Annotated in this window: 17 protein-coding genes; 16 read left to right on the plus strand and 1 reads right to left on the minus strand. The window is 71.1% G+C overall.

The window, feature by feature from the left end; translation table 11 throughout:
- Window positions 1–190: 190 nt before the first annotated feature.
- Entirely contained in the window at window positions 191–1,213 is a 1,023-nt protein-coding gene (locus ACFC09_RS18040; RefSeq protein WP_376529018.1) for a LacI family DNA-binding transcriptional regulator, read from the minus strand.
- A 167-nt stretch (window positions 1,214–1,380) separates the two neighbouring features.
- On the opposite strand from ACFC09_RS18040, the gene ACFC09_RS18045 reads away from it, so the two are divergent.
- The 16 genes from ACFC09_RS18045 to ACFC09_RS18120 all read left to right on the plus strand — a co-directional run bounded on the left by ACFC09_RS18045 (window position 1,381) and on the right by ACFC09_RS18120 (window position 22,214).
- On the plus strand, window positions 1,381–2,652 hold the full coding sequence (locus ACFC09_RS18045; RefSeq protein WP_376529021.1) for an ABC transporter substrate-binding protein: 1,272 nt from the start codon (window positions 1,381–1,383) through the stop codon (window positions 2,650–2,652).
- Window positions 2,653–2,715: 63 nt separating this feature from the next.
- On the plus strand, window positions 2,716–3,606 hold the full coding sequence (locus tag ACFC09_RS18050) for a carbohydrate ABC transporter permease (protein WP_376529023.1): 891 nt from the start codon (window positions 2,716–2,718) through the stop codon (window positions 3,604–3,606).
- The gene (locus ACFC09_RS18055; RefSeq protein WP_376529026.1) at window positions 3,603–4,511 is read left to right on the plus strand and encodes a carbohydrate ABC transporter permease; all 909 of its coding nucleotides are present in this window, start codon (window positions 3,603–3,605) and stop codon (window positions 4,509–4,511) included. The genes ACFC09_RS18050 and ACFC09_RS18055 overlap by 4 nt, the downstream gene beginning before the upstream one ends.
- Window positions 4,508–7,159, plus strand: a complete 2,652-nt coding sequence (locus tag ACFC09_RS18060) for a hypothetical protein (RefSeq protein WP_376529029.1) — start codon at window positions 4,508–4,510, stop codon at window positions 7,157–7,159. Before ACFC09_RS18055 ends, ACFC09_RS18060 begins: the two co-directional genes overlap by 4 nt.
- Window positions 7,160–7,197: 38 nt before the next feature.
- A complete protein-coding gene (locus ACFC09_RS18065; RefSeq protein WP_376529031.1) occupies window positions 7,198–8,901 on the plus strand; it encodes a class I mannose-6-phosphate isomerase in 1,704 nt (567 codons plus the stop codon).
- Window positions 8,898–9,836, plus strand: a complete 939-nt coding sequence (locus ACFC09_RS18070) for an ROK family protein (protein ID WP_376529033.1) — start codon at window positions 8,898–8,900, stop codon at window positions 9,834–9,836. The genes ACFC09_RS18065 and ACFC09_RS18070 overlap by 4 nt, the downstream gene beginning before the upstream one ends.
- A gap of 39 nt (window positions 9,837–9,875) precedes the next feature.
- The gene (locus ACFC09_RS18075) at window positions 9,876–12,209 is read left to right on the plus strand and encodes a hypothetical protein (RefSeq protein ID WP_376529036.1); all 2,334 of its coding nucleotides are present in this window, start codon (window positions 9,876–9,878) and stop codon (window positions 12,207–12,209) included.
- Between the two features lie 217 nt (window positions 12,210–12,426).
- Window positions 12,427–12,987 carry an RNA polymerase sigma factor gene (locus ACFC09_RS18080; protein ID WP_376529039.1) on the plus strand — a complete coding sequence of 187 codons (561 nt, stop codon included), beginning with the start codon at window positions 12,427–12,429 and terminating at the stop codon, window positions 12,985–12,987.
- The gene (locus tag ACFC09_RS18085; RefSeq protein WP_376529042.1) at window positions 12,984–13,802 is read left to right on the plus strand and encodes a zf-HC2 domain-containing protein; all 819 of its coding nucleotides are present in this window, start codon (window positions 12,984–12,986) and stop codon (window positions 13,800–13,802) included. The genes ACFC09_RS18080 and ACFC09_RS18085 overlap by 4 nt, the downstream gene beginning before the upstream one ends.
- Window positions 13,799–14,632, plus strand: a complete 834-nt coding sequence (locus ACFC09_RS18090; protein ID WP_376529044.1) for an ABC transporter ATP-binding protein — start codon at window positions 13,799–13,801, stop codon at window positions 14,630–14,632. The genes ACFC09_RS18085 and ACFC09_RS18090 overlap by 4 nt, the downstream gene beginning before the upstream one ends.
- Entirely contained in the window at window positions 14,629–16,026 is a 1,398-nt protein-coding gene (locus ACFC09_RS18095) for a hypothetical protein (RefSeq protein ID WP_376529047.1), read from the plus strand. The genes ACFC09_RS18090 and ACFC09_RS18095 overlap by 4 nt, the downstream gene beginning before the upstream one ends.
- On the plus strand, window positions 16,023–16,598 hold the full coding sequence (locus tag ACFC09_RS18100) for a hypothetical protein (protein WP_376529050.1): 576 nt from the start codon (window positions 16,023–16,025) through the stop codon (window positions 16,596–16,598). The genes ACFC09_RS18095 and ACFC09_RS18100 overlap by 4 nt, the downstream gene beginning before the upstream one ends.
- A 339-nt stretch (window positions 16,599–16,937) precedes the next feature.
- Window positions 16,938–17,792 carry an alpha/beta hydrolase gene (locus ACFC09_RS18105; protein ID WP_376529052.1) on the plus strand — a complete coding sequence of 285 codons (855 nt, stop codon included), beginning with the start codon at window positions 16,938–16,940 and terminating at the stop codon, window positions 17,790–17,792.
- Window positions 17,793–18,049: 257 nt separating this feature from the next.
- A complete protein-coding gene (locus ACFC09_RS18110; protein WP_376529054.1) occupies window positions 18,050–19,741 on the plus strand; it encodes a protein kinase in 1,692 nt (563 codons plus the stop codon).
- A 231-nt stretch (window positions 19,742–19,972) separates the two neighbouring features.
- Window positions 19,973–20,899 (plus strand): GNAT family N-acetyltransferase, encoded by a 927-nt coding sequence (locus ACFC09_RS18115; RefSeq protein ID WP_376529056.1) that lies wholly within the window; start codon window positions 19,973–19,975, stop codon window positions 20,897–20,899.
- Window positions 20,900–21,053: 154 nt separating this feature from the next.
- Window positions 21,054–22,214 carry a hypothetical protein gene (locus tag ACFC09_RS18120; protein ID WP_376529058.1) on the plus strand — a complete coding sequence of 387 codons (1,161 nt, stop codon included), beginning with the start codon at window positions 21,054–21,056 and terminating at the stop codon, window positions 22,212–22,214.
- The last annotated feature ends 99 nt before the right edge of the window (window positions 22,215–22,313 follow it).

The following is a 22,313-nucleotide window of genomic DNA, read 5'->3' on the forward strand; positions in this document are numbered from 1 at the left end:
AGCGATTCGGGGCTGGGCCGGATATTGGGTTCTTCGCAGTGCAGGGTGTAGATCGGAGCTGTGCGCCGTTCCGGGAAAAGAGTCCAGGTCGGCCGCCTTCGAACCACGTTTCAGATAACGTTATCGCAAGCAATCCCGATGCCCTGGGCAGCTGTGCCAAAGCTCCGGCAAAGACCTGTGGCCCCGAGTTTCAGACGCGTACCTCTCCGGAGCCGCGGACCTTCAGGGTGACCGGGACGATCACCGTCCGGACCGGGCGGCCGGGGTCGGCGATGCGGGCGCGGAGCAGTTCGACGGCGGTGCGACCGATCTGGGCGGTCTCCTGGGCGACCACGGTGAGCGCCGGTTGCAGGAGGTCGGCCAGGGGCACTTCGTCGAAGCCGACCATGGCCAGGTCGGCCGCCGCCTGCGGACCGAGGTGCCGCAGGACGGCGAGGGTGGTGTCCATGTTGCCGGTGACCAGGGCGGTGGCCGGATCCGGGCCGTGCAGGGCGGTGTCCAGCGCGGCGGCCACCCGCTCGGCGGTGATCTCGCCGGGGTGCACCATGCCTTCGACGGGTTGGCCGTGGGCCCGCAGGGCCGCGCGGAAGGCCGCGGCGCGCTCGTAGCCGGAGAAGACGCGTTCGCTGTCGCCGATGTACGCGATGCGGCGGTGTCCGTGCTGGTGGAGGTGGTGGAAGGCCATGCCGATGCCGGAGGCGTTGTCGGACATGACGCAGTCCACGGAGACTCCGCTCATCGGGCGGTCCATGGCCACCAGCGGCATGCCGGCGTCCAGCTCGGGCTGGAGGTAGGCGTGGTTCTCGCCGAACGGCTCGACGATGATGCCGTCGAGGCGCTGCCGGCACATGGAGATCAGGATGTCGCGCTCTCTGGCCTCGTCGAAGTCCGTGGAGGCGGCCAGGAGGGTCAGTCCCGAGTCCCGGGCGGTGCGTTCGATGGCGGCCAGCTCCGGGTTGACCTCGGCGATGCGGCGGACGGCGGCGCCGATGGTTCCGGTGACGCCGGTGCGCAGCTGCCGGGCGCGTTCGTCCGGGCGGTAGTTCAGCGCGGTGATCGCGGCCTCGACCTTGGCGGCGTACTCCGGACCCACCGTGGGGTCGTTGTTGACCACTCGTGAGACGGTCCGCAGGGCCACCCCGGCCTCGCGCGCCACATCGACCATCGTCGGGCGCTTGGGCCGTTCCCCGCTCTCACGTCGTGCTCGGGCCATCCGGTTGCTCCTCGTCGAAACAGTGGACCGATATCAGACCGGCCCTTGACACATTCCCGCAACGCGCTTCTATCCTCGGGATAACGTTATCTCGAAGGATGAGGCGGCGTCGACCTGTCCGGTCCGCCCCGTCCCGTCGGGCCCCATCGTCCCTCCAGGAGACTTCCATGCGGCGTACACGTCTGACCGCTGCCTGCCTCGCCGCGGGGCTTGCCCTCACCGGATGCTCTGCCGCGTCGACCGGAAGCGGGAAGGGTGGCGGCACCCTGACCTACCTCACCTTCGAGACCCCCAGCCTGACCGCCGGGTTCTGGGACACCTCGATCGCCGACGCCGAGAAGAAGGTCCCGGACGTCGCGGTGCGGAAGATCGTCGCGCCGAGCACGGACCGGGACGCGTACGCCAAGCAGTTGCAGGCTTCCGGGCAGTTCCCGGATCTGCTCCAGTCGATCACCCCGTCGACGTTCGCGACGGCCGGGCTGCTCAGGCCGTACGACCAGAAGTGGGTGAACGCCAACTTCCTGCTGCCCATGGGCAACGCGTACAAGGGCAAGGTGTACATCCCGCCGACCAACTCGCAGATCATCCCGGAGGTGTTCTACAACAAGAAGCTGTTCGCCCAGGCCCACATCGACGCGGCTCCGAAGACGTGGTCGGACTTCATGGCCGTGTGCGCCAAACTCAAGGCCGCCGGCGTCACCCCCGTCGAACTGGGCGGCGGCGATCCGTTCTCGGCGGCGATGCCGCTGGTCGGCATCCTGTCCGCGGACGTGCTGGGCAAGGACCCGAACTGGCTGAAGAAGCGCTACTCGGGCAAGGTCCGTTTCACCGACGCCAACGTCAGGGCGGCGGTGGCCAAGTACCGGACGATGGTGAAGAACGGCTACTTCGAGGACGGCGCCCTCGGCGTCAAGTACGCCGACTCCCTCACGAACTTCACCTCCGGCAAGGCCGCGATGTACATGATGGGCAGCTGGTTCCTCGGTTCGGTTCCCAAGGATCACGCCGACGACTTCGGCGCCTTCCTCACGCCCACCGAGGACGGGTCGCTCGTGGTGCCGTTCTCGGTGGGCGGATCCATGGCGATCAGCGCCAAGACGGCCGACCCGGCCAAGGCGACGGCGTTCGCCGAGGCATGGTCGCTGGACCCGGCCAACTACAAGGCCCTGATCGAGGGTGACGGCGCGTTCCCGATGCTCAAGGGCAGGACCCTGGACGACTACGGCGTCCACGTCACCAAGGTCTTCAAGGACTCGTACTCCTACGTCACGCAGCAGAACAGCAAGGTCCCGGCGGTCGGCTGGGCGACCGACGACGACTCCATGCCCTCGGGCGTGAACAACGCCTTCTACGCGGCCGGCCAGGCGCTGTTCTCGTCGGACGACATCGACGGGCAGCTGGCCAAGCTGGACGCCGCCTGGGACTCGGCCACCAAGTAAGCCACGTCACCGGCCCCGGCCGTACCGGCTCCGGCGCCGCAGATCTCCTTCGAGGGAAGAGCCATGACCACCCGAGTCCGCCCACGCCGTGGCGACCCCGCCCTGGGGTCGATCGCGCTCGTCGCGCTGGGCCTGTACGCCCTGTTCATCATCGTTCCCGTGATCATGAGTGCCTGGAAGAGCCTGACGAACGAGAACCCGCTGCTGGCGCGGTCCGACTTCGTCGGCCTCGCCAACTACACGGAGATGGCGCACGACAGCGCCCTCGCCGGCAGCCTCGGCTTCACCCTCCTGCTGGCCGCCGCGGTCACGGTCGTGGCCAACGCCGTCGGTATCGGCTTCGCGATCCTGCTCGACAAGACGTCGCTGAGCTTCCGGATGATGCGTACCGTCGCGTTCCTGCCGCAGGTGCTGTCCGGTGTCATCGTCGGATACGTCTGGCGCTACGTCCTGGCCCGCGACGGCGTCCTCGACAACATCCTGGTCTCCCTGGGCATCATCGACGAGCCGATCACCTGGCTGGGCAGTCCGCACCTGGCCGTCGTGTCCGTCGGGCTCGTCGCGGCCTGGGTGCTGACCGGCTTCACCACCGTCGTGCACCTGGCCGCACTCCAGTCGATCCCCGCGGAGCTGTACCACGCCGCGAAGGTGGACGGGGCAGGCCGCTGGCAGCGGTTCAGGCGGATCACGTTCCCGATGCTGGCCCCCGGCACCACCATCAGCGTCACCATCTCGCTGATCACCATGCTGAAGCTGTACGACATCATCTCGGTGCTCACCTCGGGCGGACCGGCCAACTCCACCCAGTCCACCGCCCTCTACATCATCCAGCTCGCCTTCACGGACGACCGCTACGGCTACGCCTCGGCCGTCGCGATGCTGCTGCTGGCCGTCTCCGTCGTCATCGCGCTGTCCGTGACCGCGTTGCTGCGCCGCCGGGAGGTGGACCTGTGAGTACGTCGACATCGCCACGGCCGGCCCTCCAGCGGCGAACACCGGCACCGAGGGCCGTACCCGCGCCGGGCGGGCACCGCCGGGCCTGGGGCGGGCGGGTCCATCTCGTCGCGGCCGGACTGATCACGCTGGCCTTCGTCAGCCCGGTCTATCTCACGCTCGTCAACGCCTTCAAGACGCAGGACCAGATCATCCGCGACCCGGCGGCTCCCCCGGCTCCGCCGACCACCCACAACCTGACGGACGCCCTGGCCCGGCCCGACCGGATCGTACAGATCGGGCTGACCAACTCCGCGGTCACCGTCCTCGCCTCGGTGCTGCTGATCATCCCGCTCGGGGCGGCCCTCAGCTTCTGGCTGTCCCGGCGCTCGGCCCGGCTGCGCCGGATCGTCCTGGCGGGTTTCGCCGCCGGCCTGATGATCCCGCCCGCGGTGGTGCTGCTGCCGACCATCCGCATCCTGACCTTTCTGCACCTGGACCACACCTATCCGGGGCTGATCCTGGCCAACGTCGGCGGCGGTTATCTGTCCTTCGCGGTGTTCGTGTACTCCGGTTTCCTACGGTCGATCCCCGGCGAGATCATCGAGGCCGCGACCGTGGACGGCGCCGGAACGCTGCGGATCTGGCGGACGATCGTCATGCCGCTGCTGCGTCCGGCCACCGCGACCGTCGCGATCTTCCTGTCGCTGTGGATCTGGAACGACTTCATGAATCCGCAGTTCATCCTCGGCCCGCTGCACGGCCAGACCATCACCACGGGGCTGTACCTGTCGGTCGGCCAGTTCTCCACCAACTACGCGCAGTTGTTCGGCGTGATGCTCCTCGCGGCGGTCGTTCCCGTCGCCGGCTACCTCACGTTGCAGAAGCAGTTCATCGCCGGACTGACCTCGGGAGCGAGCAAGTGACCGCCAACACCGCAGCCGGCCCCGTGGACATCGGCGCGACCGGCGTACCCGACCTGGACGACGTCGCCGGGCACTGGGTCGACCAGGACGAGATCGCGCACCTGCCCTCCCTGCGCAACCAGCAGGGGCAGGCCCACGTCAACCACGACCTGACCTCCCTGTCCTGGCTGGCCGCCCCGCCGTTCACCTTCGGCTACCACACCGGCGAACTGCGCGTGGACGGCGTGGTCCCGGCCGCGCAGCGGTTCCTGTGGAAGCCGTGGGGCGTCCGGCGCGAGCACCGCGGCGACGGGCTGCTGCTGTCCACCGACACCCGGATGGCGCTGTCCCGGGACCTGCTGCTGTGGCGGATCGTCGTCACCAACGAGAGCAGCGAGGCACGGACGGTCGAGCTGGCCCAGGACCTGTTCGCGATGGCCGCCCATGCCGAGGTCGGCTACGGCTGGCTGTACGACGGCCCGTGGAACCACGGCATGCACCACGACTTCATGGCACTGGAACGGGTCCGCGCCACCACGGCCGGACGCGAGCGGCACTACCTGCTCTCCCCGGCACCGCGGCGGCTGCGGCTGGGCAGGCCCCGGGTCCCGGGGATCCAGCGCGACGAGGACCACGGCCCGATGCTCCTGGACGACGCGCTCCCGGCGCACGTCAGCCACGACAGGGAGCCGGAGCCGCGGGTCGGCGTGGCCGGGGCCGTACGCGGGCTCCGGGTGGAGACGGCCGACGGGGGCGTGATCGTCCGGGCCGACGAGACGGTCGTCCTGACGCCCGACGGTGAGACCGGCCTGGACACCTTCGCCCTCTCCCCGGGGCTGACGATCGGCTTCGAGCTGCGGCTCGACACGGCCGGGCAGTCCGGGACCGTTCTCACCCATGGCAACCACCCCGACTCGCTCCAGATCGGCGTGGACGACGGCCGTCCGTGGCTCGGCGTCACAGGGGAACGGGAGGCCACCGACGCCCCGCTCGCTGCCGGGGACTGGCACCACGTGCGGGTGCGGGTGGAAGCGGACCAGGTCGTGATGTGTCTCGACGGCACCGAGGTCGCCCGTACCCGGCACTGGAGCGAGTCACGCCGCTGGGTGCCCCGGATCGAGGGCGGTACGGTCGCCGTCGCGGACTCACGGTCGCCTGCGCGTGCCGTCTTCGCCTTCGCCGGGCCGCCCGCGGGGCTGCGGATCGAGGGCGCCGGGGGCCGGGCGACCTGGACCTGCCGGATCGAGCCCGGCGGGAGCGTGTCCGTCGGGATCAGCTGCGCCTACGGAACCGACGTGGACGCCGTCTCGGCCGAGGCCCGCGGCGCCGCCGAGGACTTCGAGGCGACGATGCGTGCCGGGACGGACGGCTGGCGCCGGCTCTGGGCCAGCATGTTCACGCCCGGCAATCCCGACTTCTCCGGGCACCTGCCGACCTTCACCGCCGAGGACGCCGAACTCGCGCGCACCTACTACATGGGGGCGTTGCAGGCGCTGTACATGCGCAGCGTCCGTATCCGGCCCGGCGAGCCGGTGTTCCTCACCGGCGGGCCCCGGCTGGGCCCGACCACCACCTACTTCTGGGACCACTGCGAGTGGAGCCGGATGTACGCCCTGTTGGAGCCGGCCGGGCTGCGGTCCTGGCTGCTGCGGGTCCTGGCCGGGCCCTACCGTGACTCCTTCGGTGTCGAGAACCTCGGCGGCGGCCCCCTGGGCAATGCCTACAGCTCCACCGACTACGCCCTGTTCCGGCTCATCGAGCACTACGTCTGCGTCACGGGCGACCTCGCCTTCCTTGAGGAGACCGTCGGCGGGACGACCGTCCTCGGGCACCTGGAGCGGTTGGGGCTCGGGTGGCGCGACAGGCGCAGTCCGGCCACCGGTGGTGTGCTCGCGGACTTCGGTGACGATCCATGGCAGTTGCTGGAGTGCGTGCCCACCTACACCGGGGTCGTCGCCTCGTTCAACGCCGCCTACGTCGCCTCGACGCGCTCGTTGGCCGGACTGTACCGGCGGCTCGGCCGCCGCGAGGACGCCGACCGGGCCGAGACCGAGGCCGGTCAACTCGCCGATGCGCTCGTCGACTTGTACGCCGGATCTGGCCGCTGGCAGGTGCGCCGCCCGGACGGGACCGACACGATCGGGCACTGCCTGGACTTCGGCCTCGTCGCGGCAACCCTCCACCGTGAACTCCCGGACGGAATACGGCGGGAGATGACGGACTTCGTCACCGACCGTCTGCTGGTGGGTGGGTGGATGCGAGCGCTGAGTCCCGACGACCCGATCGCCGCCGCCTCCGACCGGCCCGATCACGGCGCGGGCGGGGCCTTTCCCGCCTGGCCCGCCATCACCGCCCACGGCCTGGCCCGCCTCGGCCACCGCGACCGGGCGATCGCCCTGCTGCGTGACCTCCCGTCGGCCGCCTCGGGCGGACTGTGGGGGCAGGCCATGGAGATCGTCACCGGTGCGGACGGACGGCACCGGGCCCGGGTGGCGGAGCGCGGGGTGGCCACGCGCGAGTGCATCGCGGGTGCGGCCGGAGCCGAGGCGGTGCTCTCCGCCCTGTTCGACATCAATCCGACGTTCGCCACCGGCACTCCTGCCGGGCTGCCCGCCGCCTTGTCCGTCGAGGGGGTCGGGACGCTCACGCGTCTCGGCCCGGCCGCCTGAACACCCCGAGCCGTACTGACAGAAGGGCTGACATCGTCATGCCGGCAGTTCGTGGCTACGAAGCCGAACCCTGCCACAGCGTCACAGGGAAGGTCGGCGCCGGATTCCGGGACGCCGTCGCCGGACTCGCACCGGGTCTGGTCCTCGCCGTGGACGGCCCGGTGGCCGTCGACTGGGCGGCCGTCAGCGCCGGGATCTGCGACGCGCTGGCCGCCCGCGGCCTCGCGGCGAAGCAGATCGACATGCGCGAGCACTTCGCGCCCTGGCCGGACATCCTCGCCCGCACCGCGTCCGCGGTGCTGGAGGACGACCCGGACTTCGCCCCGCTGTCCCGGGCGGGACTCGCCGACTTCTTCACCGGGATGCCGAAGCCCGAGGCAGCCGACGGCGCCGTCACCGTCGTCCTCGGGCCGGGAGCGTCCCTCGTGCCGTACGACCGGCTCTGGTACGCGGACCTGCCCAAGCGCTACGCGGAGGCCGGGATCACCGGCGGGACCGGCCGCAATCTGGGACAGCCGGCCGGCACCGGGGCGGGCACGACTCGCCGACTCTTCTACATCGACTGGCCCGTCCTGGACCGGCACCGCGACGCCCTCGTCCCCAAGGTCGACCTCTGGCTGGACACCCAGGAGAGCGAGACCCCGACCTGGCTGACGGGACCCGCGCTGCGCGACACCCTCGCCGACCTGGCCGGGCGGCCCTTCCGCACCCGCCCCACCTTCAACGTCACGTCCTGGGGCGGGCACTGGGCGCAGGAACAGCTCGGCTTCAACCGCGAGGCCGCCAACACCGCCCTGGGGTACGAGCTGATCGCGCCGGAGAGTGGAATCCTCGTCGGCACACCGGACGGCCCGCGCGTCGAGGTCCCGCTCCAGGCGCTGGTCGCGCTGCACCCCGAGGACGTCCTCGGAGAACCGGTGCACACGGCGTTCGGCACCTCGTTCCCGATCCGCTTCGACTACCTCGACACCGTCGGCGGCGGCAACCTGTCCGTCCACTGCCACCCGCAGTCGGACTACATGTCGCGGGTCTTCGGCTGGCCGTACACCCAGCACGAGACCTACTACATGATGGTCGGCGGCCCCGACCGCCAGGTGTTCCTCGGCCTGCGCGACGACGCCGACCTCACGGCGTTCCGGCGGGAGGCGGACCGGGCGGTCCATGACGGGGTGCCGTTCGACATCGAGCGCTACGTCCAGACCTTCCCGGCCGAGCAGCACCAACTCTTCCTCATCCCGGGCGGCACCCCGCACGGCAGCGGCGAGGGCAATGTCGTACTGGAGATCAGTGCGACGCCGTACCTGTACAGCCTTCGCTTCTACGACTGGCTGCGCAAGGACCGCGCAGGCAAGCCGCGGCCGGTCCACGTGGGCCACGCGTTCGAGAACCTCGACCCCGCCAGGTCGGGGGAGACCGTGGCCAGGGAACTGGTCCAGCAGCCGCGGACCCTGCGCTCGGGCGAGGGCTGGCGCGAGGACCTTCTCGGCCGGCTCCCGGAGATGTTCTTCGAGGTCCGGCGCCTGGAACTGGCACCGGACTCCGTCGTGGACGACGACACGGACCACCGCTTCCACGTCATCAACGTGGTGGAGGGCGACGGAATCCGGTGGGAGACGAGCGGCGGACAAGGTCAGGTGCTGGCCTACGCCGAGACCCTGACGCTGCCCGCGTCGGTCGGCGCCTACCGCGTGCGAGCCCTCGGCGCGGGGCCGGTGCGCTACGTGAAGGCGCTGGTGCGATGAGTCCGGGCGACGGGAGCGTCGTGCCGGTGATGGAGGTCGGCGGCACCCATGTGACCGCGGCGAGCGTGGACCTCGGTACCCGCGGCCTCCGGTTCGGCCGGTCCTTCCGCGAGGTGGTGGACGGCGACGGCAGTACCGGGGACTTCGTGTCGGCCCTCGTCCGCGCCGCCGCCCACGTGCCCGCGCGGGGTCCGGTGCGATGGGCCGTGGCGCTGCCCGGTCCCTTCGACTACGCGCGCGGGATCGGACAGTACGAAGGGGTCGGCAAGTTCGACGCGCTGCGGGGGTTCGATCTCCGGGCCGCCCTGACGGCGTCGCTGCCCGGTGCCGCCGCGGTCAGCTTCTGGAACGACGCGGATTCGTTCGTACTCGGTGAGTGGTGGGCCGGGGCGGCGCGCGGGCACCGGTCCGTCGTCGGGATCACCCTCGGTAGCGGCGTCGGCTCCTGCTTCCTGCGGGACGGCCGGATCCTGCGGCACGGGCCGGGAGTCCCGCCGGACGGGCGGGTCCACGTCCTGCGGTACGCGGGCGAGCCGCTTGAGGAGACGGTGTCCAGGCGTGCCCTGCGGCGGGCCTACGCGCGGGCGACCGGCGCGTCCCCGCCCGACGTCCAGGAGATCGCCCGGCGGGCACGGCAGGGCGGCGACCGGGCCGCGGTCGGTGTGTTCGCCGAGGCGTTCACTGCCCTGGGGAGCGTGCTGGGACCGCTGCTCGCGGCCTTCGAACCGACGGTCCTGGTGGTCGGGGGCGCCATCGCGGGGGCCTGGGATCTGGTGGCCGAACCCCTGCGAGCCGGGCTCACGGCGGCCGATCGGGCGCGCAACGGACGCATCGTCATCACAGCGGCGCAACAGCCGGCCGAGGCACCGCTGCTCGGCGCGGCCTACCTGGCCACGGCGTGCGGTCGGCCGCACGGCCTTCCCGGACCCCTCTGAAACGCCCATCGAGAAGACGAGAAGAAAGGTCACACCGCAGTGGCATCCTCACTCCGGCACCAAAGACGCATCAGCACCCTGCTGGCCTCGGCCCTCGTGGCCCTCGGCCTGACCACCGTCCAGGGCGGCTCGTCCGCCGTCGCACAGACCGTCAGCGACGCCACCCCGGCCCAGGCCCTGCGCACCGTGGCGCAGTTCCAGGGCGTGTGGGACTCCCCGCCCACCACCTTGGCGAACGGCGGGACGGTCGACGCCCCGCTGATGGGCAACGGCGACGTCGGTGTCGCGGTCGGTGGCTCCGTCGACGACCAGACCTTCTACATCGGCAAGAACGACTTCTTCTCCACCGCCACCAACGGCATCGAACCGCTGGGCCGGATCGTGCTGTCCGTGCCGGGCCTGGCCGGCGCCGGTCATCACGTCGTACAGAACATCGCTCGGGCGCAGGTCGAGGGCACCTACACCCTGGGGGGCGAGCAACTCTCGTCCAGGAGCTTTGTCGCGGCGACCCAGAACCTGTTCGTCACCACCCTGCGGCTTTCCGGCTCGCGCTCGCAGGACGCGACCCTCACCGTGCAGGACGGGCTCGGGAAGACCCCGGCGGCGTCGGGCGGGGGCGCCGTACTCGACGCCGATGTGCAGGCCGGCACCGCCGCCGCCCCCGGGAACCCCCAGGCGCGGATCGCCACGACCGTGCGGGGCGGATCCGCGCGGGTGTCGGGCAACCGGATCAGCCTGACCCTCAAGCCGGGAGTGACCTACACCGTCGCCGCGGCGATACGGAGCAGCCATGACACACCCCGCTACCAGTCCGTCGCGCACGCGGCGGCCTCCTCGCTGACCGGTGGTGCGCTGGCGGGGCTGTACGCGGCCCACGAGTCCTGGTGGCGGGAGTACTGGTCCCGGTCCTTCGTCCAGATCCCCGACCAGGCCGTCGAGAAGAGTTGGTACGGCTCGCTCTATCTGCTCGGCTCGGCCTCCCGCGCCGGGAAGTACGCCCCCGGCCTGTGGGGCAACTGGATCACCGGGAACATGAACTGGTACGGCGACTACCACGCCAACTACAACTACGAGGCGGCGTTCTACCCGGCGCTGTCGACCAACCACATCGCCCAGATGGGTTCCTACGACGATCCCGTTCTGGACTGGATGCCCAGGGGCAGGGCGAAGGCCGCGGCAGGCGGCTACAAGGGCGTTCTGTACCCGGTGGGGATCTCGCCCAACGGCACCAGCGCCGCCGACGACCTGTACAACCAGAAGTCCAACGCCGTGAACCTGGCCAGCGACATGGTCATGAAGTACGAGTACACCCGCAGTGCCTCCTACGCGCGCAAGGTCCTTCCCTACCTCGAACAGGTCGGGCTGTTCTGGCAGGACTACCTGACCTGGGACGAGGCCACGCACACGTACAACATCCACAACGACGCGCCGCAGGAGGGCGGTGTCTATCCGCAGACCAACAGCATCCTCTCGCTCGGTCTGGTGCACCTGCTGTTCCAGGGGCTGATCGACATCAGCCGCGACCTGGGCGTCAACCAGTCGCTCCTCCCCACCTGGCAGCACATCGACGGCAACCTGGCACCGCTGCCCACGATGACGAGGAACGGGCAGACCGTCTTCCGGCAGACCTCCGAAGGCTCCGGCTGGGTCAGCGACGGCAACGACATCGCGGTCCAGGCCGTGTACCCCGGTCTACAGGTCGGGCTGAACAGTGGCGCCGACCTGCTGGAGACGGCACGGAACACCGTCACGCAGTTGAACAACTGGCACAGCGACAACTCCCCCGCCACCCTGTACGCGGCCGCGGCGATGGTGGGGTACGACCCGGGCACGCTGATGAAGGAGTTGCACGCCGAGGCCACCTCCTACTCGTACCCGAACATGGCGGTGCACCACTACGGCGGCGGGGTCGAGAACCTCAACGTGACCACCTCGGGGCTCGACGAGATGCTCCTCCAGTCGTTCCAGCACGACATCAAGGTCTTCCCGAACTGGCCCGCCGACTCCGACGCCAAGTTCGGCGGCCTGCTCGCCTACGGCAACTTCCAGGTCTCCAGCAGCATCCGGGACAACACCGTCGAGTACGTCCGGATCACCAGCCGGTCCGGCGGGCAGCTCACGGTCACCAACCCGTGGCCCGGCCGGTCCGTGGCGTACTACGCCGACGGTGTCCGCAGGGGGACGCTCTCGGGCACCACGATCAAGCTGGACACCTCCGTCGGCGAGACGATCGACCTCGCCCCGGCCGGCACCGGCCTGGCCGCCATCCACCGTGAACTGGCCCAGCCGGCCAAGGCTTCGACGACCGGTTCGCCCGCTGCGGGCTTCGACGGACGACAGCATCTGCCTCGCCGTCGATCTGATCTTCACTGACGGCAGCGATCTGCGGCACCGGCTGACGCCGGTGTCCGATGGTGGGCCGGCGCCTGGCGCCGGCCCACCACGCGTTCCGCAGCCGGTCCCCCACCTGGGCCCGCCCACCCCTGCGTTGCGGCGAAACGTCTGTCGGGGGGCCCACGAGTTCTCCCCCCATGTGATGGGGATCACATGGGGAGGAAAACCTGCGGCCCGACCCGGGCGTCTAGCCGGTGTGAGATCAGTCAGGAAGGCACCGCGCGAGCTGGACGAGGAGCGTCTCGTCCAGCTGGTGGCCAAGGGCGACCGCGCGGCGTTCGAAGAGTTGTACCGGCGCACCGCGCCGTGGATGGCGTTGCGGCTGCGCCGACGCTGCGCCGACGAGCAGATCGTCGCCGAGGTCATGCAGGAGACGTATCTGGCGGTGTGGCGCGCGGCGGGCGCGTTCGCGGGGGCCTCGGCGGGCGGGACGGCCGCCGGCTGGCTGTGGACGATCGCGGCACGCCGCCTCGTGGACGCCTTCCGGCGCAGGGCCCACCACGCCGAGCCGCCGACGGCCGCCGCTCTCCCCGACGCGGCGCCCGCCGCCGAGGAGGAGGCGCTCGCGACGACCGTCGACGGTGACGTCGGCGACGCGCTGCGGCGCCTCGCGCCGGAACTCAGACAGGTACTACAGGCCATGGTGCTCGACGGGCTGTCCGTCCGGGAGACCTCGGTCCTGCTCGGGCTGCCCGAGGGCACGGTCAAGACCCGTGCCCGCCGGGCCCGGATCGCGATGCGGGAGGCGCTGGCATGAGCGTGGAACACGCGTCGATGCGGATCATCGACGGTTACGCACGCGGCGACACGGACATCGCCGCCGACGAGGTGTGGGCCCTGGAGGCCCATCTGGAGGCGTGCGGGGTGTGCCGTGACCGGCTGTCGGCCGCCGTCACCGCCGAGGCGCCCGCCGTGGCGGCGCTGGTCGGCACCGTGTGGTCCGGCCTCGAACCCCGACTGGCCGCCACCGCCACGATGCCCCGCCGACGGCGCTGGTCGGCGTGGCTGTCGAGGTGGATGACACCCACGATGGTGCCGTGGCTGGCCATGGTCGTGGGCGTGACGCTGCTCGCGCTCCTGCTCGACCTGGTCGGCACCGGCCCGGGGGAGGTGTCGCTGGTGCTGCTGCTCGCCCCGATCCTGCCCGTCCTCGGCGTCGCGGCGTCGTGGTCGCGCGGCCTGGACCCGGCATACGAACTGACGGCCGCCGCGCCGCGAGCGGGGCTGTACCTGGTACTGCGGCGCACCGCGTCCGTACTCGCCGTGGTCGTCCCCGCGTTGCTGGTGGCCGGATGGGTGACCGGTGTGACGGCCGCGCAGTGGCTGCTGCCCTCGCTGGCCTTCACCTCGACGACCCTGGCGCTCGGCGGCGTCGTCGGCGTGACCCGCGCCGCCGTCGCGCTGACGGCCGTGTGGGCCGCCGCGGTCCCGGCGCCGACCCTGGTCACCAGCCGTACGGCCTACGCCCTCCAGACGGGCAGCCTGCCCGTGTGGGGACTGGTCCTCGCGCTCGGTACCGCCGTCGTGATCGCACGCAGGGGCGCCTACTCCGTGCTGGGAGCCCATCGATGACCATCGGAAAGGAACACCACGACATGTCCGCGGTAAACGCGGCCGACCTCGCACCGACGGCCTACGCCTGGCAGATCCAGGCAACCGGGCTGAAGGTCAGGGTCGGCAGGAACCGGATGGCCGTCAACGGACTCGACCTGTCGCTGGGCACCGGCGTCCACGGACTCCTCGGCCCCAACGGGGCGGGCAAGACCACCCTCATCCGGACACTGGCCACCGTACTGCGCCCCACCGAGGGCAGCCTGGAGCTGTTCGGCGAGTCCGCGGGCGGCGTGGGCGAGCACCGGGCGGTGCGCCGCCGGATCGGCTACCTGCCGCAGGAGTTCGGCTACTACAAGCGCTTCACGGTGCGCGAGTTCGTCGAGTACATGGCGTGGCTGAAGGAGGTACCCAAGGCGGACATCCCCGCCGCCGTGCAGCGCGCCGTGGAGAGGGTGGGTCTGGCGGACCGCGCCGACGAGAGGATGAAGGCCCTGTCGGGCGGCATGGTGCGCAGGGTCGGCATCGCCCAGGCCATCGTCAACGACCCGGCGATCCTGCTGCTGGACGAGCCGACGGTCGGCCTGGACCCGGCGCAGCGGCTGCGCTTCCGTGAGCTGGTGCAGGAGTTGGGTACGGACACCTGCGTGCTCGTCTCGACCCATCTGGTGGAGGACGTCGCCGCCGCCTGCACCGACGTGATGGTCTTCGCGGAGGGGCGGCTGGTCTTCCAGGGCGCTCCGGACGAACTGGCCTCGATGGGCGGCCCCGAGGACGCGGGTGACAGCCCGCTGGAGCGCGGCTACTCGGCGCTGCTGCTCAACCCCGCGCAGGGAAGGGGCACCTGGTGAACGTCCGCGTCCTGCACATCGAGCTGAAACGCTCCGTCGCCCCGTGGGCGGGCGCCGTGGTCCTGACGACGGCGCTGGCGTTCCTGTACCTGATCTCCGGATCGTGGTGGACGGGCACCACGGCGTGGACGGCCCAGTGGACGACCATGGCCCTGTGGACCCGCTCCGTGCTGTTCTACCTGTGGCCGCTCGCCGTGGGGCTCGGGGCGCTGCAAGGTCTGCGCGACCGCCGCTCGAAGATGGCCGAGCTGCTGACGAGCACGCCGCGGCCGGCCCGGCACCGCGCGGCCGCGCTGGCGGGCGCCACGGCGATCACGCTGGCCGCGGCCTTCGCGCTCCTCGTCCTCGTGGGCGCGGTCCAGGTGGTCGCCAACACCGAGTACACGCACCTCGGGTGGCTGCCGATCTCGCTGGTAGGGGCGCTCTCCCTGGTCGCGGGGGCCGTGCTGGGCATGGGGGCCGGGCGGGCCCTGCCGTCCGTGCTCACCCCGCCCGCGCTGGCCATGGGCGCCTTCGTGTTCACGGCCCTCATGCAGATGTCGTTGGGCCGGACGGAGACGTCCTCGGCGACGGGGCTCCCGAGCACGGAACCGAACCGGATCTCCCTGCTGTCACCGGCGCTGTCGGACGTGCGCGACGCGTTCGTCACGCTCTCCGCCTCCGTACACGTCGGGCAGACGATCTGGCTGCTCGCCATGGCCGCGACGGGCTTCGCGCTGCTGGTCGCGGCGACCCCGCGCACCCGGCTGATCGCCCTGGTGCCCCTGCTGGCGGGCGCGGTGATCGCCCTGCTCGTCCTTCCCTCCGACCCACGCCGGATCTATGTCGTCGACGAGGCCGCCGCGAAGCTGGTCTGCGACGGCCCGGTGTGCGTGACGAAGACCCAGCAGGCGCGACTCGCCGACCTCGCGGGCCCCGGTAAGGAGGCGCTGCGCCTGCTGCGCGGTGCCCTGGGCAGCCAGGCGCCGGTCTCGGTCCGGGAGAACGCCACCATGCTGCCGGACGGCGCCACGCCGCGGTGGTCCCGCACGACCGTGCTCTTCGACTTCGACGACGACATCATCGCCGCCGCGAAGGGCGACGAGCTGACCCGGGTGCTGATCGCCAAGGGCATGGTGCCGGGGTGCGCCCCCGCCGGCTGGAGCAGCTTCGGGGTGGACGAATTCGCGCAGGCCGTCGCGGCGGGCTGGGTCCTCGGGGACCTCAAGCCGCTTCCCACCGCCTTGTCGGCAGGTCTGCGCCGCGAGGCCGAGGCCGAGACCCGCCCGGTGTGGAAGCAACTCACGGCGCTGCCGCGGGCCGAGCAGCTCTCGCGGATCAACGCGATGCGCGCCGCCGCGATCTCCTGCAAGGGCGACCCGTTCGACGTACTGAAGCGCGGGGCGTCCCGATGAGGTGGCTGACGCTGTACGCGCGCTCACGTCAGGTACCCGCGTCGCTCGCCGCGGTGGTGATCAGCGCCGTGGCGGTCTGCGCGCTCGCCCGGGACGGCGGCGGGGGGCCCGGTGATCCGCGGCTGCCCGTACTCGTCCTCGCCACGGGGGCGATGGCGGCCTCGGTCGGGCTCAGCGGGCAGGACCTCGCGCTGGACCGGACGGCCGCGATCCGCTGGGCGCCCCGCAGAGCGGCACACGTGCTGCTCGGCGGGGCGGTCGTCGGCACGGTGCTGCTGGCGACGCAGGCGCTGGGCGAGGACAGGGCGAGCACGGCGTTCGTCGTCCGGGACAGCGCGGGCCTGATGGGACTCGTCGCCCTGGGCGCGGCGCTCTGGGGCGGCCAGTACGCCTGGACGCTGCCGTTCGCCTGGCTGTCGTTCTCGTTCATCGCCCCGCCCCCGACGAGTGCGGCGACGCGGGTGGCGAGCTGGATGCTGCTGCCGGCCGGTACGGCGGTGGGCACCTGGACGGCCCTGGTCCTCGCGGTCGCCGGTACCGCGGCCTACGCCGTCGCGGGACCGCGACGGTGACGTCCGCGGCGCGGTCGCACCAACTTCCCCGCGCCGGCTGTGGTTTGCTGAGTTCATGATCTCGACGACATCGATACCCGGTGTCGCGGCCGTGTCCCTCGGAAGGCGGGAGCCGGGTGGCGGCCGTGGCTGTGTGACTGCTTGTCAGGGGGGCGCTTCGTGAGCGGCAGCCGGGACTCCGCGGTCTCCCGGAGAGCCGCGGTACGGACGCCTCCACCGTTCGACCTGGAGCTGGGTGCCGCTTTGGCGGCCCTCAATGACCTGGCTCGGGAACGGCTCACTCCTGAGAACCTCGCTGTGCATCGGCGGCGGGACGTCGCGAGCCGACCCCGGCCGACGGTGGCCGAGCTTCGTGCGGAGGGTCTCTTCGCCGTCGAGGAACTGAGCGTGCCCGGCGCCGGGGGCGGCCCGGACGTCACCCTGGTGTACGCGCGGCCCGCCGGTGCGACCGGTCAGCTGCCGGTGCTGTACTACCTGCACGGTGGCGGGCTGATCATGGGAAATGCCTGGTCCGTCCTGCCCAAGATCCTCCGCGACTGGTCCGCTCCCCTCGGCATGGCCGTGGTGTCGGTCGAGTACCGGCTGGCGCCGGAGACGCGTTATCCGGGACCGCTGGACGACTGCCACGCGGGACTCCTGTGGACCGTCGCCCACGCGGACGAACTCGGTCTGGACGCGGAGCGTGTGATCATCGGGGGCAAGAGTGCGGGCGGGGGGCTCGCCGCGGCTCTGACCCTGCTCAACCGGGACCGGAACGACGGGCCGACGCCTGCCGGGCAGTTCCTGCTGTGCCCGATGCTCGACGACCGCCTCGACACCCCCTCCGCGTACCAGTTGGAGGGGATCGGCCTGTGGGACAGGTCCTCGACCAGCGTCTGCTGGCAGGCGTACCTGGGCGAGCGCTACGCGGCCCCCGACCTGTCGCCGTATGCCGCACCCGGCCGTGCCACCGACCTGAGCGGTCTGCCTCCCACCTATCTCGACGTCGGTTCGGCGGAGACCTTCCGGGACGAGGACATCGCCTACGCGCACGCGATCTGGCGTGCCGGTGGCGACGCCGAACTCCACGTCTGGCCCGGTGCCTTCCACGGCTTCGACTCCTTCGCCCCCACCGCGGCCCTCACGCACCAGGCCCGTCACGCCCGCACCCAGTGGCTGACCCGCCTCCTCGCACGACCCCGGCGAGGAAGCTGACCCCCGCCGGTACAGGTACGGCCCGAATGGACGTGGTCCGCGCGCGCGAACTCCGCCCAGCCGCAGGCGACTTGGGGCGCCGGAGCCGTCGTACGGCCGGCACGCGAGGTGACTATGATCAGACCATGCAGATCCGTCACTCGACGCTGCATGTTCCGCGGGTGCCGCACCTGATGCGACCAGCGTCGTCGGAGAATCGATGGGTCGTGGCACGTGCGGAGCCGGGCGACCTGTGACAGCGACTTGGAGGTCGCCGCATGCAGCCGCTCGATGAGTCCGATCCCCGGGAGATCGGCCGCTACCGTCTCGTCGGCCGCCTGGGCGCGGGTGGGATGGGCAGTGTCTACCTCGGCCGGACACCGGGAGGGCGTCCCGCCGCCGTCAAGGTGATCAGCGATCACTTCCGTGCCGATCCAGCGGCCTTGGAGCGGTTCCGGCGCGAGGCGGAGACGCTGCGGAGGGTCCGCAGCGCCTACACGGCGGCCCTCATCGACGCCAGTATCACCACTCCGCCCTACTGGCTGGCCACCGAATACGTGCCGGGGCCGACCCTCGACCGGGTGGTCGCCGGGGGCGGCGCGCTGCCCACCGATCTGTGCTGGGCGCTGCTGGCCGCCCTGGCCGAGGGACTGGGCGACATCCACGACCTCGGGATCTGGCACCGGGACGTCAAGCCGCAGAACGTCATCCTCTCCCCGACCGGCCCGCAGCTCATCGACTTCGGCATCTCCCGCAGCTCGCAGCAGAGCGCTCTGACGCAGGCCGGCCATGCGATGGGCACCCCCGGCTACACCGCGCCGGAGACCCTGACGCACAATCAGGTCGGCGCGGACAGCGATGTGTTCGCCCTCGGTGCGACCCTCGCCTTCGCCGCCACCGGACGAGCCCCGTACGGCGAAGGCATCCCCACCGCCATCGCCTACCGCACGGTCCATGGCGACATCGACCTTCAGGGCGTGGATCCAGCCCTCGCGGAACTGATCTCCGCCTGCGTCGCGCGTGACCCGCGGGAACGCCCGCGTCCGGACCAGATCGTCGCACGCTGCCCGGCGCAGGCGTCTCTCGTGGAGCATCCCGCCTACGAACACGTCCTCACGTCCTTCCCCACCACGACACCCTTGTCCACGCCACCGTCGGTACCGGTCGTCCCCGGCGAAGATCCGACCGTGCTCCAGCACACCCCGATACCGCCACAGACACCGTCGGGACCCGACGCGGCAACCACGGTGCTGCCCGCCGCCGTACCGCCCGCCGGCCCCCTGCCGGCCACAGCGGTCCTCGCGGTTCCAGGCGGAGACCCGAATCTCCCCGAGCAGGGTGCGCCCGCAGGCCCCGCCCGTCAGCGCCGTGGCCGCCGCTACCTCCTGGCCGCGGCCACGGCGGCCGTGGTCGCCGTCACGGCCGTGGTGATCGTCACGCAGGACTCCGGGCAGGGCGACACACACGCCAAGGGCGTCTCCCTCGCACGCTCTGCCCCCACGGACAGCGGCCACGTCAACACCCCTCAGCCGGACAGTACGACGGCCGAGGGGCCGGACGGCGCGCCGTCCGCGACCCCGGACGAGGATCCCGACGCATCCCCGCCCGTCGAGGGCCAGGACGGCCCGGACGAAACCGGGGACGTCACCGTGGTCAACGGGCCGACGACCCTGAAGGGAAGCGAGTCCGTCGAGAACACCAAAGAGAAGCTGATCATGCAGGAGGACGGGAACCTGGTCGTCTACGACAACGGCAACCAGCCGGTGTGGGCCAGCAACACCAGCGGGTCCGGCTCGTACGCCGTCTTCCAGGAGGACGGCAACCTTGTCGTCTACGACAAGGACGACACGCCGGTATGGGCCACCGACACCGCTGGACACTATGGCGCCGTCCTCACCCTGCAATCCGACGGCAACGTCGTCATCTCCTTGGACCAACAGCCGATCTGGGCCACCGGCACACAGTTCTGATTTCCGGCGGACCGCGCGGTCCTTGCTCCGCCGGGATCAGGGACGGGGCGTTCTTCAGCATGCGCGCCCCCGGGTCCGCGTCGCCCGACGACGCTTCGACTCGGCAGGCCGGCGCTACCCCGACCCCGCTCCCACGAGAGGAAGCCGGCTCCTTCCTCCCCGACCGGCCGTCGACGGCGGGACCGTCCGCGGACGCCTGTGCGGGCTCAGGGAATCACGGGATCATGAGCCATGCGCCCAGATACCTGGCACCTCACCGAAGACATCGACGACTTCCACGCCCGTGCCGCAGACTTCCTGCGCTCCCGCCCCGCCCTGCACAACACGCCGCTCACCGTGCTGGAGAAGTGGCGAACCCACCCCGGCGCGTTCGTTCCCGGAACCGTCCTCTTCGGCCGACTGGAGTCTGATGGCGATACCCAGGCGATCTTTTACCGCCCTGCGTCCCGTCGGCTGACCCTCACCCCGCTCTCTCCCGAGCGGGCCGACTCCCTCGCCGCCCAACTCGCCGGCCTCGGCCACACCCTCACCGGCGTCACCGCGGACCACGACACCGCGACCGCGTTCGCCGAAGCCTGGCAGGGGTACACCGGCGCGACGCCGACGCTCCCCGTCCGGATGCACCTGTACCGCCTGGACGCACTCACCCCTGCGACGCCGCACCCGGACGGCCACAGCCGCCCCGTGGGCGAGCAGGATCACGAGCACCTCATGCGCTGGTGCCGTGAACTCGCCGCAGACCTCGGCGAGATCGTCACCATCAACGCCGAGTCCTGGGCCGGCACACGCTTCGCCGAGAAGCGCTACACCTTCTGGCAGACCCCCGACGGCACCCCCGTCTCCATGGCAGGGCTCAACCCGATGACCGCCGGTATGGTCCGGGTGGACCCCGTCTACACCCCGGCCCACCTCAGGGGGCGCGGCTACGCGGCCGCCGTCACCACAGCGGTGAGCCGGGCCGCGCTCGCTGCGGGCGCCACGGAGGTCGTGCTGTTCACGGACGCGGGCAACCCCACCAGCAACGCCCTCTACCAGCGCCTCGGGTACCGCCGGATCGCCGACTGGGCTCCGTACGAGTTCGCCTTCTCCACACCGGAAGCCGGCTGGAAGCCGTCCCTGAGCGCGTTCCGCTGTCAACTCGGGCTTCATCAGAGGTAGCACGACGGGACGCGCCACGCACGCGCGGCCGCCGGCGAATCGAGGTTCAGCGCGTGGTCATGCTGCCGCCGCGGCGGCGCAAACTCGCCCTCATACGACTTGAGGCCGACACGGCGGACACGAGTCGTCCGCCCTCGGATCACATGGAGCCATCATGGGAAGTTTCACCAGACGGAAGTTCATCGGCCGACTCGCCCTGGTCGGCGCTGCCGTGGCGGCGGGACCGGTGGCGGTGGCATCGGTGGCAGCGGCGACACCCGCGCAGGTCGAGACGTGGGAGTTCATCGGCAAGGACGTGTTCACCGGCGATGCCGAGAGCTCGCGCGGCCAGGGCGTCACCACTGACGGCACCCACTGGTACTTCTCCAGCACCAACGGGCTGGAGATCACGGACATGCAGTACAACACCCTCTTCAAGAGCTCGCCGGCCATTCCGTCCGCATTGGCCGACCCCTCGCCGCTCGCCCACAAGGGCCTGAACCACATCGGCGACATCGACTACGCCGACGGCAAGCTCTACATCTCGCTGGACACCAGCACGCGCGATGCGGTTACCGGCAGCCGTTACGACACGCCCGTGTTCGCCGTCTACAACGCGGCCGATCTGAGCTTCACCGGCCAGGCCGCCGCCCTGAACCCACCGCATGGCGTGCAGGACATCGCAAGCTGGGTGGCCGTCGACGCGCGCAAGGGCCTCGCCTACGGCATGGCCTACGACAACGCGACGGAGATCGCCGTCTACAACCTGCGCGACTGGACGTTCAACAGATACATCCCGCTGTCGCAGACGATCGACCAGGCCCAGGGCGGCAAGATCCACGACGGTTGGATGTACTTCGCCTCGGACGACGAGGGGAAGCACATTTCCCGCGCCAACCTGACGACCGGCGAGGTCCAGGTCCTCTTCGACCTCAAGGTTCCCTACGACCAAGAGGTCGAGGGCCTGTCGTTCCTGGAGACACGGGACGGTCTGACCCTCAACATCCTCAACCGGGAGCAGCCGGATCCGAACGGTCCCGGCAACGTCACCTTCTATCACTACCGGCTGAAGGTGACGGGCACGCCGGTCATCAAGGGCTCGCCGAAGGTCGGCGGGTACGTGACGGCCGACCCGGGCAGGTGGGTGCCGGACGCGAGGTTCAGCTACCAGTGGCTCGTGAACGGCGAGCCGGTGGCGGGCGCGAACCGGGCCCGGTTCCACCTCGTGGGAAAGTACCTCCACGACACGGTGACCGTCCGGGTGACCGGCACGTGGGCCGACAGCACGTCGAGCACCGTCGAGTCCGGGCCGGTGACGGTCGTGTCCGGCTCCTGAGCGAAGCGGTGCGGGGTCACCCCGTGGGCTGACCCTCGGCACGGCGACGTGGCCGGCCGGGCCCCACCGCCGCCGCGTCGCCGCCACTGGATTCCTTGG

Origin of the sequence: Streptomyces sp. NPDC056161, from assembly GCF_042268025.1 — a bacterium.
Classification (GTDB): domain Bacteria; phylum Actinomycetota; class Actinomycetes; order Streptomycetales; family Streptomycetaceae; genus Streptomyces.

Excerpts from the sequence above, each read along its gene's own strand:
- ACFC09_RS18085 (WP_376529042.1), top strand. The coding sequence starts at position 12,984 with ATGAGCGTGGAACACGCGTCGATGCGGATCATCGACGGTTACGCACGC.
- ACFC09_RS18040 (WP_376529018.1), bottom strand. The coding sequence starts at position 1,213 with ATGGCCCGAGCACGACGTGAGAGCGGGGAACGGCCCAAGCGCCCGACG.
- ACFC09_RS18090 (WP_376529044.1), top strand. The coding sequence starts at position 13,799 with ATGACCATCGGAAAGGAACACCACGACATGTCCGCGGTAAACGCGGCC.
- ACFC09_RS18050 (WP_376529023.1), top strand. The coding sequence starts at position 2,716 with ATGACCACCCGAGTCCGCCCACGCCGTGGCGACCCCGCCCTGGGGTCG.
- ACFC09_RS18100 (WP_376529050.1), top strand. The coding sequence starts at position 16,023 with ATGAGGTGGCTGACGCTGTACGCGCGCTCACGTCAGGTACCCGCGTCG.
- ACFC09_RS18120 (WP_376529058.1), top strand. The coding sequence starts at position 21,054 with ATGGGAAGTTTCACCAGACGGAAGTTCATCGGCCGACTCGCCCTGGTC.
- ACFC09_RS18115 (WP_376529056.1), top strand. The coding sequence starts at position 19,973 with ATGCGCCCAGATACCTGGCACCTCACCGAAGACATCGACGACTTCCAC.
- ACFC09_RS18110 (WP_376529054.1), top strand. The coding sequence starts at position 18,050 with ATGCAGCCGCTCGATGAGTCCGATCCCCGGGAGATCGGCCGCTACCGT.
- ACFC09_RS18065 (WP_376529031.1), top strand. The coding sequence starts at position 7,198 with ATGCCGGCAGTTCGTGGCTACGAAGCCGAACCCTGCCACAGCGTCACA.
- ACFC09_RS18045 (WP_376529021.1), top strand. The coding sequence starts at position 1,381 with ATGCGGCGTACACGTCTGACCGCTGCCTGCCTCGCCGCGGGGCTTGCC.
- ACFC09_RS18070 (WP_376529033.1), top strand. The coding sequence starts at position 8,898 with ATGAGTCCGGGCGACGGGAGCGTCGTGCCGGTGATGGAGGTCGGCGGC.